Below are 12,990 nucleotides of genomic sequence, written 5' to 3'. Positions count from 1 at the left end.
CAGTATGAACTAGCGGAAAACGGAACTGAATACAAAAAAGCCAAAGTTAAGTCAAAGTTATCAATTTACGATATGCTAGCGGCAGAGATAATTAATTCATTATGGTTGAGTAACAGATGTTTAAACGATTCGAGTCATGGGTTGACCCCCTCCCCGCAGCCGAGCCGGAGCAACCTCCTCAAGGGATATATGCGTTTTGCCGTCATTACACTAAGGGATTCGAACGCCCGCTAATATTAATGTCCATCCTCACCGCCATTCTCGCCATATTAGAAGTATCATTATTCGGCTTCATGGGTCAGCTTGTCGACTTATTGATAGCCAATGACCCTGATACCTTATTTGAAAAGGAAGGCCTCAAGCTGATCGGGATGACAATATTAGTGTTAGTGGTGATCCCCTCCTTAGTCCTGTTACATGCACTGATAGTTTATCAAGGACTCCTGGGGAACTATCCCATGTCTATCAGGTGGTTAGCCCATAGATATTTACTGAAACAGAGTGTTTCATTTTATCAAAATGATTTTGCGGGTCGTATCGCCACAAAGGTGATGCAAACGTCGTTAGCTGTCAGAGAGACCGTGACTAAACTTTTGGATGTACTCGTGTACATATTAGTTTATTTTACCTCTATGCTGGTTATGATAGCCAATGCAGACCTACGATTGATGCTACCTATGTTGCTCTGGTTAGGCTTGTATATCGGCCTACAGCTCCGGTTTTTACCTCAATTGAAGCAAATATCGACCGAACAGGCCGATGCGCGTTCAAATATGACTGGTCGCATCGTCGACAGCTATACCAATATCACCACAGTGAAGCTGTTTTCCCACACCCAGAAAGAAGCCGAATACGCAAAAGGCAGCATGCAGACGTTTCTGGATACCGTGTATAGACAGATGCGACTCGTCACAGGTATCAATGTCAGTGTGCAGATCATCAACTACCTACTCGCATTTGCCATCGCAGCCGTGTCAATCTGGTTATGGACAACGAGTGCCATCACGGTAGGCGCCATTGCCATTGCCATCAGTCTGGCCTTAAGGTTGAATGGCATGTCCCAGTGGATCATGTGGGAAATAAGTTCCTTGTTCGAAAATATAGGCACAGTTGCCGACGGTATGAATACTTTATCTAAGCCAACTGAGATTCAAGATATAAAGGATGCGCCAAAGATTACTGTCGAAAAAGGCGCCATCGACTTCACCAAAGTCAGCTTTCACTATGGTGAGAATAGCGGTGTGATCGAAAAACTGAACCTCAATATAAAAGCGGGTGAGAAAGTTGGACTAGTCGGTCGCTCTGGCGCTGGAAAATCGACGTTAGTCAACCTGCTGATGCGCTTCTACGATGTAGAAAAAGGCACTATCGAAATTGACAAGCAGAACATCAAACATGTTCAACAAGACTCTCTACGTGCCAACATAGGCATGGTCACGCAAGATACGTCATTGCTACACAGATCGATTCGAGAAAATATTCTCTATGGAAAACCCGATGCCAGCGATGAGGAGCTAATGAGTGCAATTAAGAGTGCACAGGCCTATGACTTCATCCAAACCTTGACGGACGCAGAAGGGAATCTAGGCCTAGATGCTCAAGTGGGTGAACGAGGCGTCAAACTCTCAGGCGGTCAGAGACAACGTATCGCCATTGCACGAGTACTCCTCAAGAATGCACCGATCTTGCTACTGGATGAGGCAACATCGGCACTGGACTCGGAAGTAGAAGCCGCGATACAAGAAAGCTTATACCAGCTAATGGAAGGGAAAACAGTAATAGCTATTGCTCACAGGCTCTCCACCATAGCCGCTATGGATAGATTAATAGTCTTAGATGAAGGCAATATTATTGAAGAAGGCACCCATCAAGAACTGATACACGATGGCGGTATATATGCTCAACTATGGGCGCACCAGACTGGTGGTTTCTTAGGTCTAGATTAATCACTATCGATAGTAAGAACATGAAAGCTATCATTCAGATGGCTTTTTTATGCTTTCGATTCCACTAATTCAAGATGGTCTAATACCAATAGCATTCTGTACTGCTAGAAATGCTTCCCCTTACTCTGTGTACTACTAAAAGAACTTAGCACCAGTCATGTACAGATATCGAAATAGTGGGGAAATAGCAATGCATGGGAAATTGGTACGGATAAAGCCACGAAAATTCAGATACAAAAAAACCACCTGCCGGTGGTTTATATGTCTACTCTATCCTATTTAGATATGAGCAAGCTAGATATGGTGGAGCCTAGCGGGATCGAACCGCTGACCTCAACACTGCCAGTGTTGCGCTCTCCCAGCTGAGCTAAGGCCCCATTTCATACACTGAAATTAAGCATGAAACTAGTAAATCTGTCGGTAGATAGAATCTATCTACACCAACTTTATTTTATTCTTATCTAAGAATATGTAGTACTGATTAAAATGGTGGAGCCTAGCGGGATCGAACCGCTGACCTCAACACTGCCAGTGTTGCGCTCTCCCAGCTGAGCTAAGGCCCCATTTCATGCACTGGAATATAAGCATGAAACTGTAAATATTGGTATCCCCTAGGGGATTCGAACCCCTGTTACCGCCGTGAAAGGGCGGTGTCCTAGGCCTCTAGACGAAGGGGACCCGGACTTACTTGTTTAGACTCTAGTAAAAAAGAGCTTATAGGCTAATACTCAAAGGCGTGAGTAAAAGCGGTACATTTAACCCTAACTGGGTGCTTTCCAAGTGTTTTGACAAAAAGTCAAAACACAAGAAAAATTGGTATCCCCTAGGGGATTCGAACCCCTGTTACCGCCGTGAAAGGGCGGTGTCCTAGGCCTCTAGACGAAGGGGACCCTGGACTTACTTGTTTAGACTCTAGTAAAAAAGAGCTTATAGGCTAGTACTCAAAGGCGTGAGTAAAAGCGGTACATTTAACCCTAACTGGGTGCTTTCCAAGTGTTTTGACAAAAAGTCAAAACACAAGAAAAATTGGTATCCCCTAGGGGATTCGAACCCCTGTTACCGCCGTGAAAGGGCGGTGTCCTAGGCCTCTAGACGAAGGGGACCCGGACTTACTTGTTTAGACTCTAGTAAAAAGAGCTTATAGGCTAGTACTCAAAGGCGTGAGTAAAAGCGGTACATTTAACCCTAACTGGGTGCTTTCCAAGTGTTTTGACAAAAAGTCAAAAAACAAGAAAAATTGGTATCCCCTAGGGGATTCGAACCCCTGTTACCGCCGTGAAAGGGCGGTGTCCTAGGCCTCTAGACGAAGGGGACCCGGACATTTGTTCTTTAAACTCTACAAATAAAGAGTTGTCTATAAGTTCAATTCCGAAGGCTATGGATTCGAACCTCTGTTACCACCGTACTTTTTATAAGAAACTACTGCGCGGTGTCCTAGTCTTGTTCCCTCTAGACGAAGGGGACCCGGACTTACTTGTTTAGACTCTAGTAAAAAAGAGCTTATAGGCTAGTACTCAAAGGCATGAGTAAGAGCGGTACATGTCGACTCATTTTTTACATTAGCTGAGTCTTTCACATCTAACCGAAGCAATTATCAGTTAAATAAGAATATTGGTATCCCCTAGGGGATTCGAACCCCTGTTACCGCCGTGAAAGGGCGGTGTCCTAGGCCTCTAGACGAAGGGGACCCGGACATTTGTTCTTTAAACTCTACAAATAAAGAGTTGTCTATAAGTTCAATTCCGAAGGCTATGGATTCGAACCTCTGTTACCACCGTACTTTCTATAAGAAACTACTGCGCGGTGTCCTAGTCTTGTTCCCTCTAGACGGAAGGGGACCCTAGACTTACTTGTTTAGACTCTAGTAAAAAAGAGCTTATAGGCTAATACTCAAAGGCGTGAGTAAGAGCGGTACATGTCGACTCATTTTTTACATTAACTGAGTCTTTCACATCTAACCGAAGCAATTATCAGTTAAATAAGAATATTGGTATCCCCTAGGGGATTCGAACCCCTGTTACCGCCGTGAAAGGGCGGTGTCCTAGGCCTCTAGACGAAGGGGACCCGGACTTACTTGTTTAGACTCTAGTAAAAAAGAGCTTATAGGCTAGTACTCAAAGGCATGAGCAAGAGCGGTACATGTCGACTCATTTTTTACATTAGCTGAGTCTTTCACATCTAACCGAAGCAATTATCAGTTAAATAAGAATATTGGTATCCCCTAGGGGATTCGAACCCCTGTTACCGCCGTGAAAGGGCGGTGTCCTAGGCCTCTAGACGAAGGGGACCCGGACATTTGTTCTTTAAACTCTGCAAATAAAGAGTTGTCTATAAGTTCAATTCCGAAGGCTATGGATTCGAACCTCTGTTACCACCGTACTTTCTATAAGAAACTACTGCGCGGTGTCCTAGTCTTGTTCCCTCTAGACGAAGGGGACCCTGGACTTACTTGTTTAGACTCTAGTAAAAAAGAGCTTGTAGGCTAGTACTCAAAGGCGTGAGTAAGAGCGGTACATGTCGACTCATTTTTTACATTAACTGAGTCTTTCACATCTAACCGAAGCAATTATCAGTTAAATAAGAATATTGGTATCCCCTAGGGGATTCGAACCCCTGTTACCGCCGTGAAAGGGCGGTGTCCTAGGCCTCTAGACGAAGGGGACCCGGACATTTGTTCTTTAAACTCTACAAATAAAGAGTTGTCTATAAGTTTGAATCAAAGGCTAAGGACTCAGACTTGATCTACTTACTCCCACTAGACGCTGGGGTAGGTTCTTATTGTTTAGACTCTATTAAGAAGAGTGTGCGTTAAATGGTGGAGCCTAGCGGGATCGAACCGCTGACCTCAACACTGCCAGTGTTGCGCTCTCCCAGCTGAGCTAAGGCCCCTCACTTAACGATAAAACTACACTTTTGAGTACGCTACTAAGCTTTTACTTCGTTGTGTCTCAAGTGCGTGGCGCATTCTATGCAGCACACCCAAAAGTGTCAACTCGTTTTTTAGGAATTTATTCTATTTGCTACAAATTCAATCGCTTTGGAGATTCTTTGCTCGCAACGAGCCTTTCCAACCAAGAATAAGGTCAAATCAACAGCGGGAGACATTCCTGCTCCTGTAACCGCTACACGTAAAGGCATACCAACTTTGCCCATTCCGACTTCTAATTCAGCAGCTGTATCTTCAATTGCTTGATGGATTCCTTCTAAGGTCCACTCATTTAGCTCAGCCAATTTCTTCTGAACGAGTTGCAGCGGCTCCATAGCAACCCCTCTAAGGTGCTTTTTAGCCGCCGTCGCATCAAACTCGGCAAAATCTTCAAAGAAGTAACGACTCGATGCTGCCATTTCCTTCAATGTTTTTGCACGTTCTGCCAAAGCAGTGACCACATCTGATAACACAGGACCATTACTGATATCGATACTTTGATCTGTCATGTGCCACTCTAGTTGCTTGGCGACATAAACTGGATCAAGTTCTTTTATGTAGTGTTGATTCAACCAAATCAACTTATCGGTATTAAATGCCGAAGCGGCCTTATTGATATCTTCTAGCTTAAAGAGTTGCTTCATCTCATCGATAGAGAATATCTCTTGATCGCCATGTGACCAACCTAAGCGCACTAGATAGTTAAGTAGCGCTTCAGGCAAGAAGCCATCATCACGATATTGCATGACACCAACTGCACCATGACGCTTAGAAAGTTTGGCACCATCATCACCTAAAATCATAGCAACATGTGCATATTCAGGAATTGGGGCACCTAATGCTTTAAGAATGTTGATTTGACGAGGAGTGTTATTTATATGGTCTTCGCCGCGAACAACACAAGTGATCCCCATATCCCAATCATCAACTACAACACAGAAGTTATAGGTAGGCGTTCCTTCTGTACGCGCGATGATGAGATCATCGAGCTCAGCGTTAGCGATTTCAATTCGACCACGAACATGATCGTCAAATACTACACTGCCCTCTTTCGGGTTTTTAAATCGAATAACAAAAGGCTCATCCGTGTTTCGGGGAGCCAGATCGCGACAGCGTCCATCATACTTTTGACTCTCGCCTTTCTCGGCCTGCTCTTCACGCATCTTCTCGATGCGCTCACGTGAACAATAACACTTATAAGCACTGCCCTTTTCTAACATCTGAGCGATGATCTCATTGTAACGATCGAAACGTTTCGTCTGGTAATAAGGCCCATGTTCCCAATTCAGCCCTAACCACTCCATTCCGTCGAGAATTGCCTGGCATGCTTCAGGTGTCGAACGTTCAATGTCGGTATCTTCAATGCGAAGAACGAACTCACCACTGTTGGCACGAGCATATAGCCATGAATAAAGAGCAGTACGAGCACCACCGACATGTAAAAAACCGGTAGGACTTGGAGCAAAACGCGTCTTAGTTGTCATAATGGACACTAACCTATTATAGAAAAGCCTAAATTCTAGACTGTACCAATGAATGTGGCGCATATTCTAACAGCCAAACAGCCTCATGGACATTACCAAGTGCTGAGAAGCGTATTCCGCAGCTAGATTATGTCGTCTTTATCTAGCTTTCTGCTTTTATTTAGACCTAGTTCTGTATATAGACGTAAAATAAATTAAAACAGAGGGAATTAGTTTGATATTCCCCCTAAAAAAGATGGGAGCATTCGATTCAATGAAAATTCAAGTCATCGCCATCAAGGTGAGTATCTAAATACATTGTTCAGCTAAGTATCCACATGGCTAGAAGCCATTATATGTAAGCAGTCAGCGCTTCATTTCAATATAACAAGGAGCTAACGGCTAGTGATTTGAATGATTTATCTCCATCACAAGCTCACTTTGAGCAACAATGCACCAGTCAGTGTAAAATAACACCGGACACGCGTTTTTATCTAAAAAATCGTTGACACAAAATCGTTCCCCCCTATAATACGGCCCACACAGCGAGGTCGATTAGCTCAGCTGGGAGAGCACCTCCCTTACAAGGAGGGGGTCACTGGTTCGAGCCCAGTATCGACCACCATATTTCTTACCTCTTATAAGCATAAGTGATTAAGAAAATACGCAGTGCAAAATGAAAGTCCCAGGTCGATTAGCTCAGCTGGGAGAGCACCTCCCTTACAAGGAGGGGGTCACTGGTTCGAGCCCAGTATCGACCACCATTTTCTTACCTCTTATTAAGAATAAGTGATTAAGAAAATACACAGTACAAAATGAAAGTCCCAGGTCGATTAGCTCAGCTGGGAGAGCACCTCCCTTACAAGGAGGGGGTCACTGGTTCGAGCCCAGTATCGACCACCATTTTCTTACCTCTTATTAAGAGTAAGTGATTAAGAAAATACACAGTACAAAATGAAAGTCCCAGGTCGATTAGCTCAGCTGGGAGAGCACCTCCCTTACAAGGAGGGGGTCACTGGTTCGAGCCCAGTATCGACCACCATTTTCTTACCTCTTATAAGCATAAGTGATTAAGAAAATACGCAGTACAAAATGAAAGTCCCAGGTCGATTAGCTCAGCTGGGAGAGCACCTCCCTTACAAGGAGGGGGTCACTGGTTCGAGCCCAGTATCGACCACCATTTTCTTACCTCTTATAAGCATAAGTGATTAAGAAAATACGCAGTACAAAATGAAAGTCCCAGGTCGATTAGCTCAGCTGGGAGAGCACCTCCCTTACAAGGAGGGGGTCACTGGTTCGAGCCCAGTATCGACCACCATTTTCAGCCTATCCAAATTGTAAATCCCTCATAATTAATCCCGTTAAAAAATTAATATAGAATCGAATTTCTACAGCTAATTTCGATGACCTTTATTTATCGAATAACACAGCTAGTCGCTATAATATTTCCCGATATGAAAGCCATTTCAGCCCCATTCTACCTAAGTTCAACTATTCTTCAGATATAACATAAATTGAGATCTATCCTATGGCAGATGTCAGTCAATCCGCCTCCCTGAGCAGCATAGCAGCTTACCTTAAGCTAACTCATAACTGCGATGAAGCCTCTGCGTTAGTTGAAGCGAAAGAAGTCATGCAAAATCTCGTCAGCATGAGACAGAAAGGATTTATCACTGGCTGGTATTTCGACGAACTGGGCCATTTAGAATTACTCCCGAGTGACGCTATCTCCAAACGAATCAACCCTGAAAAATAACCAATAACGGCTCTCACTCACAATTAAGTAAAGCAATGACTTTACTTAACCTGTTTTTGATGCAATAGTAAAATGACTTTCAGCCAAAAAGTTATCTATATGAGTCAATTTCAGGACAGCCAGCCGTGCTTACAAGCGATAAATTCGGACTCAAAAAACGAGAAACGGAGTGGCAATAAAATCCTATCAATTACCCTACTGGTCACCTTAATCAGTGTTGCCGGCATAGCCCTACCCTACCCGATATTGGCACCACTGTTTGCTGAAGGGACCTCACCACTAACTCAATTCTTAAATCTACCTTCTGAGTTACTGTTAGGCATAGTGTTAGGGATTTACCCACTAGGAATTATTATCGGCAGTAGCGTTATTGGTGCAATATCAGATAATTACGGCCGTAGAAAATTATTAAGTCTAACCTTATTGGGCAGTGCGGTAGGATATAGTTTAACCGCTATTGCCGCCGTTTCTGAGAATTTTCTCCTCTTCTGTATCTCGCGCTTACTAACAGGCTTATGTGAAGGTAATATTTCTATTGCACGTGCAATTGCAGCCGATCTCCATCCCATCATAGACAAAACACGTAGTTTTTCTCTGATCAGCTCTATGGGATATGGCGGTTACCTTCTCGGTCCCTTGGCTGGGGGATACCTCATTATGGCTGGTATAGATATGGTATTCTGGGTAGCTGCACTCGCCTGTCTAATCTGCGCTCTGATCAGTCATTTCTTACTGCCTAAGAGCCTAGATAAACGCGACACAAATGCCGAGACAGGCTCAAGCCTGTCTCTACTATCGCAACCCGATCTGAGACGTTTCTTTCTGCTCTATCTCTTCTTGACCATGGGGGTCAATCTTTATTATGAGTATTATCCCTTGTATCTGGTAAGAGAGTTTGGCTATCTTGCTGTGGATATCAGCTGGGCAACCGTATTTCTGACTACATGCATGATTCTAACGAGTATTTTTATCAACCCCATCATACAGAGAAAACTAGATCACCCTCATGCGGGTCTGTTGGGAATCGTCATTTTCGGCTCAGCTCTTGCCGCATTACCCTTTTTTATCGATCAAACCTACCTGATCACATTTGCCTTGATGGGTGCCGGCATCGCCATTTACAACGGTTTCCTCCCCTCTTATCTTTCTCACTCCTATGAGAATCGGGCTCAAGGCAAGTTGATGGGCATGCTAGTGACCATTTTCTGCCTGGGGAACTTACTCGCAGCCTTGATAGGCGGTGTGGTTTCTATGTTTGATGTGAAGTGGGCACTGCTATTGGGGTCATCAATTACCTTCACGGCAGGCATCATCTTCTACCATGGACACTTTAAGGCAAAGATTTGGCCCTTTACAGAGAAACAAGCATAAATCTTTATATCCAGCACTAGCTAATGGGTGGTTCCTCACCCATTAGCTATATTGTTTTGTGCGGTTCATCACACATAAATGACTTCAAATCCCCAACTCAACTATCCAACGTACTGATAACATTACAACTACCAGCCAACATCATCATTGGCACATACCTTGCTCTTTATTATGTGAACCTTCTCAGGGAAGCTAAGCCGTATCCCACCAATAAAAATGAAATCTAAGGGACAAAGATGACAAGTCAGTCAAGTGCCAAACTACAACCACTAAAAATACTGTCAACACTAATCACAGTCGCGAGCCTGTTAACCAGTAGCATTCATGCTCTAGCAGCCCCCGTTGAAATTAAGTTTTCACATGTGGTAGCTAAAAATACCCCTAAAGGCCAGATGGCACTCAAGTTTAAGGAACTCGTTGAACAAAGACTCCCCGGTGAATACCAGGTAAATGTATTCCCTAACTCTCAGCTATTTGGCGACAATAACGAAATTTCAGCCCTACTACTCAATGATATTCAGTTTGTTGCTCCCTCTCTGTCTAAGTTCGAGCGATATACCAAGAAACTACAACTGTTCGACCTGCCCTTCCTGTTTGAAAATATGGATTCAGTTGACCGTTTCCAGCAGAGTGATGCGGGTCTGAAACTGCTTAATGCCATGAAGAGAAAAGGCATAGTCGGATTAGGTTACCTACATAATGGTATGAAACAATTCTCAGCTAGCAGCCCATTGGTAGTCCCAGCTGATGCACGTGGTAAGAAGTTTAGGATCATGGCATCAGATGTATTAGCCGCACAATTTTTAACCTTGGATGCCATTCCAGTAAAGAAACCCTTCTCAGAGGTTTTTACCTTACTACAAACACGTGCAATCGATGGACAGGAGAATACCTGGTCTAATATCTATTCCAAAAAATTCTTCGAAGTTCAAGGATATATCACAGAAAGTAACCACGGCGTTCTCGACTATATGGTTGTCACCTCTAACACTTTCTGGAAAAGCCTACCCGATGACAAGCGTGAAATCATCAAGTCTTCACTCGATGAAGCTATCGCTTTCGGTAACCAAATTGCCGCAGCGAAAGTCAAAAAGGACAGAGAGTCTATCATCACCTCTAAACGCTCAAAGGTCATTGAGTTAACCCCTGAGCAAAGAAACCTCTGGGTAGAATCGATGAGACCGGTTTGGTCCCAGTTTGAGGCTAAAATTGGCAAAGACCTGATCCAGGCCGCCGTCGAGTCGAACAAACAGTAAATTAAAACAAAAATAATAATGAATGAAAGCGGCTCTCAGTGGACCATCGCCTGAGCCGCCCTATAAGGGGAGTAAGGCTGTAATGAACCGTTTATTTTCTCATTTCGAGGAGGGATTTCTTAACCTGTTGATCACCTCGATGACGCTACTGGTATTTATTGAGGTGATAGCACGTTTTTTCTTCAATACCGGATTTCTCTGGATACAGGAGCTAACACTCACGATTTGTGCCTGGTTTGTCCTCTTTGGCATGTCCTATGGCGTTAAAGTGGGCGCTCACATAGGTGTAGATGCGTTTGTGACTAAGCTTCCCAAAGGAGGAAGAAAAATTGCTGGCTTGATTGCCACCACCATTTGTCTAATTTACTGCGTTATGTTTCTCAAAGGCAGCTGGGATTACCTGCTTAAGATGTACGAAATCGGGATCCCTATGGAAGACCTCGACTTACCTAATCTACTCATCAAAAATTTGGATCCGGATTTCGCCTGGGACACCTTGCGTATCGACGTAGAGGAGCCAGCCGTGCCTCTGTGGTTATCCCAAAGCATTTTAATATTGGGTTTTGGATTACTATTTCTGCGTTTTTTTGAGCTCTTCATCGCCATAGTAAAAAACAAGACCGAAGGCTTTACCTTAGCCGATGAGGCAGAAGACAGTATGCATCTTGTTGACACTGTCAAGGAGGCGCTCGGACTCGATGAAGACAATAAAGCCGAAGCGGATAAACGACAAAATGTGATTCAAAGTCCTAATGATAAGGATGAAAAATAATGACCATAGCAACCCTGTTCATCACCCTGCTCATCTGTATGATGTTAGGCATGCCTATTGCTATCGCACTGGGCTTTTCCAGCATGCTAACTATATTGCTCTTCTCCAATGATTCATTGGCATCGGTGGCACTGAAACTCTATGAATCCACATCTGAGCACTACACCCTACTCGCCATCCCTTTTTTCATTCTGTCATCGGCCTTTCTCTCTACTGGTGGGGTAGCTAGGCGGATCATCGACTTTGCCATGGACAGCGTGGGTCATATACGCGGGGGCTTAGCCATGGCCTCAGTCATGGCTTGTATGTTGTTTGCCGCCGTATCGGGTTCCTCACCGGCAACCGTCGCCGCCATTGGCTCTATCGTTATCGTCGGCATGGTCCGCGCAGGCTATCCTGAGAAGTTTGCCGCTGGCGTGATCACCACATCGGGAACCTTGGGGATACTCATTCCTCCCTCTATCGTCATGTTGGTCTACTCTGCCGCTACCGAGGTTTCTGCTGCACGCATGTTTATGGCAGGTCTTATTCCAGGCCTGATGATGGGACTGCTGCTCATGCTGGCAATCTATATCGTTGCCAGAGTAAAAAAGTTACCGTCCAGACCCTTCCCTGGTATCGGTGCCTTAACATTATCTGGTGCCAAAGCCATGGGGGGCTTAGCACTCATTCTCATTGTACTTGGGTCTATCTACGGCGGTGTTGCCAGCCCGACAGAAGCCGCAGCCGTGGCCTGTGTTTACGCCTATTTTATCGCAGTATTTGGCTATAGAGACATAGGTCCGATGAAGAATGTGGCCTGGAAAAATAATCAGGAATCTATCCCCGTCGCTGCGCTGCGCAATATTGGTTATATGCTACTCGCGGTGATAAAGACACCTGGTGACAAGGAGATCCGCCGTGTTGTCCGTGACGGGGCTAAGGTCAGTATCATGTTGCTGTTCATCATTGCCAATGCAATGTTATTTGCCCATGTGTTGACCACAGAACGTATCCCCCACCTCATTGCAGAAACCATAGTAGGCATGGGACTGCCGCCATGGGGGTTTCTGATCATAGTTAATTTACTCCTACTCGCTGCGGGAAATTTTATGGAGCCTTCGGCCATTCTACTCATCATGGCGCCCATCTTATTTCCTATCGCCACTCAGCTAGGCATAGATCCAATTCACTTAGGGATCATCATGGTGGTCAATATGGAAATCGGTATGCTCACCCCCCCAGTGGGGCTTAACTTGTTTGTGACTGCCGGAATTACCGGCAAAAGCATGGGCTGGGTGATTCAGTCTTGCTTGCCATGGCTACTGTTGCTGCTCTTCTTCTTGATGTTGATCACTTATGTGCCACAGATCTCCCTCTTCTTGCCTGAGTACATAGATAAACTTAATGGCTATTAAGGAGCTAAAAGTCGTTTATTTTTGAATTGATTAAAGGTTTAAAGCGAGTCTCTCCCAGAGTATAGTTAATGAGCTAAATCAATAACTGACTGAGTCAGACTCG

At 44.5% G+C, this 12,990-nt stretch carries 7 protein-coding genes and 17 tRNA genes; 12 read left to right on the top strand and 12 right to left on the bottom strand.

Going from position 1 to position 12,990, the window contains the following annotated elements:
• The first annotated feature begins 116 nt into the window (after window positions 1-116).
• A complete protein-coding gene (locus FM037_RS10370) occupies window positions 117-1,946 on the top strand; it encodes an ABC transporter ATP-binding protein (RefSeq protein ID WP_144045933.1) in 1,830 nt (609 codons plus the stop codon).
• A gap of 301 nt (window positions 1,947-2,247) precedes the next feature.
• Here the strand turns inward: FM037_RS10370 and FM037_RS10365 are convergent.
• The 12 genes from FM037_RS10365 to gltX form a co-directional block, all read right to left on the bottom strand.
• Window positions 2,248-2,323, bottom strand: a tRNA-Ala gene (locus FM037_RS10365).
• A gap of 110 nt (window positions 2,324-2,433) precedes the next feature.
• Window positions 2,434-2,509 (bottom strand) — tRNA-Ala (locus tag FM037_RS10360).
• A gap of 39 nt (window positions 2,510-2,548) precedes the next feature.
• A tRNA-Glu gene (locus tag FM037_RS10355) sits at window positions 2,549-2,624 on the bottom strand.
• A 136-nt stretch (window positions 2,625-2,760) separates the two neighbouring features.
• Window positions 2,761-2,836: transfer RNA gene (locus tag FM037_RS10350), tRNA-Glu, on the bottom strand.
• Window positions 2,837-2,973: 137 nt separating this feature from the next.
• Window positions 2,974-3,049: transfer RNA gene (locus FM037_RS10345), tRNA-Glu, on the bottom strand.
• A gap of 135 nt (window positions 3,050-3,184) precedes the next feature.
• Window positions 3,185-3,260: transfer RNA gene (locus tag FM037_RS10340), tRNA-Glu, on the bottom strand.
• A 298-nt stretch (window positions 3,261-3,558) separates the two neighbouring features.
• Window positions 3,559-3,634, bottom strand: a tRNA-Glu gene (locus FM037_RS10335).
• A 300-nt stretch (window positions 3,635-3,934) separates the two neighbouring features.
• Window positions 3,935-4,010 (bottom strand) — tRNA-Glu (locus FM037_RS10330).
• Between the two features lie 148 nt (window positions 4,011-4,158).
• A tRNA-Glu gene (locus FM037_RS10325) sits at window positions 4,159-4,234 on the bottom strand.
• 299 nt (window positions 4,235-4,533) lie between these two features.
• A tRNA-Glu gene (locus FM037_RS10320) sits at window positions 4,534-4,609 on the bottom strand.
• A 150-nt stretch (window positions 4,610-4,759) separates the two neighbouring features.
• A tRNA-Ala gene (locus FM037_RS10315) sits at window positions 4,760-4,835 on the bottom strand.
• A gap of 111 nt (window positions 4,836-4,946) precedes the next feature.
• Complete coding sequence (gene gltX, locus FM037_RS10310; protein WP_144045932.1) at window positions 4,947-6,356, bottom strand: glutamate--tRNA ligase; 1,410 nt, start codon at window positions 6,354-6,356, stop codon at window positions 4,947-4,949.
• 528 nt (window positions 6,357-6,884) lie between these two features.
• Here gltX and FM037_RS10305 point away from each other — a divergent pair.
• From FM037_RS10305 to FM037_RS10255, 11 genes are all read left to right on the top strand, one after another.
• Window positions 6,885-6,960: transfer RNA gene (locus tag FM037_RS10305), tRNA-Val, on the top strand.
• A 63-nt stretch (window positions 6,961-7,023) separates the two neighbouring features.
• Window positions 7,024-7,099 (top strand) — tRNA-Val (locus FM037_RS10300).
• 63 nt (window positions 7,100-7,162) lie between these two features.
• Window positions 7,163-7,238: transfer RNA gene (locus FM037_RS10295), tRNA-Val, on the top strand.
• Between the two features lie 63 nt (window positions 7,239-7,301).
• Window positions 7,302-7,377 (top strand) — tRNA-Val (locus FM037_RS10290).
• A 62-nt stretch (window positions 7,378-7,439) separates the two neighbouring features.
• A tRNA-Val gene (locus tag FM037_RS10285) sits at window positions 7,440-7,515 on the top strand.
• A 62-nt stretch (window positions 7,516-7,577) separates the two neighbouring features.
• Window positions 7,578-7,653: transfer RNA gene (locus FM037_RS10280), tRNA-Val, on the top strand.
• A 210-nt stretch (window positions 7,654-7,863) separates the two neighbouring features.
• Window positions 7,864-8,091 carry a hypothetical protein gene (locus tag FM037_RS10275; protein ID WP_144045931.1) on the top strand — a complete coding sequence of 76 codons (228 nt, stop codon included), beginning with the start codon at window positions 7,864-7,866 and terminating at the stop codon, window positions 8,089-8,091.
• A 99-nt stretch (window positions 8,092-8,190) separates the two neighbouring features.
• Complete coding sequence (locus tag FM037_RS10270) at window positions 8,191-9,462, top strand: MFS transporter (RefSeq protein ID WP_144045930.1); 1,272 nt, start codon at window positions 8,191-8,193, stop codon at window positions 9,460-9,462.
• A 236-nt stretch (window positions 9,463-9,698) separates the two neighbouring features.
• The gene (locus tag FM037_RS10265; protein ID WP_144045929.1) at window positions 9,699-10,718 is read left to right on the top strand and encodes a TRAP transporter substrate-binding protein; all 1,020 of its coding nucleotides are present in this window, start codon (window positions 9,699-9,701) and stop codon (window positions 10,716-10,718) included.
• An 82-nt stretch (window positions 10,719-10,800) separates the two neighbouring features.
• Window positions 10,801-11,490: a TRAP transporter small permease gene (locus FM037_RS10260; protein WP_229381146.1), complete on the top strand. Its 690-nt coding sequence runs from the start codon at window positions 10,801-10,803 to the stop codon at window positions 11,488-11,490.
• Entirely contained in the window at window positions 11,490-12,887 is a 1,398-nt protein-coding gene (locus FM037_RS10255; protein WP_144045927.1) for a TRAP transporter large permease, read from the top strand. Before FM037_RS10260 ends, FM037_RS10255 begins: the two co-directional genes overlap by 1 nt.
• The last annotated feature ends 103 nt before the right edge of the window (window positions 12,888-12,990 follow it).

It is taken from the genome of Shewanella psychropiezotolerans (assembly GCF_007197555.1).
Taxonomy (GTDB): domain Bacteria; phylum Pseudomonadota; class Gammaproteobacteria; order Enterobacterales; family Shewanellaceae; genus Shewanella; species Shewanella psychropiezotolerans.
The sequence above is the reverse complement of the archived record's forward strand: the minus strand, read 5'-3'. Positions and strand labels throughout refer to the sequence as shown.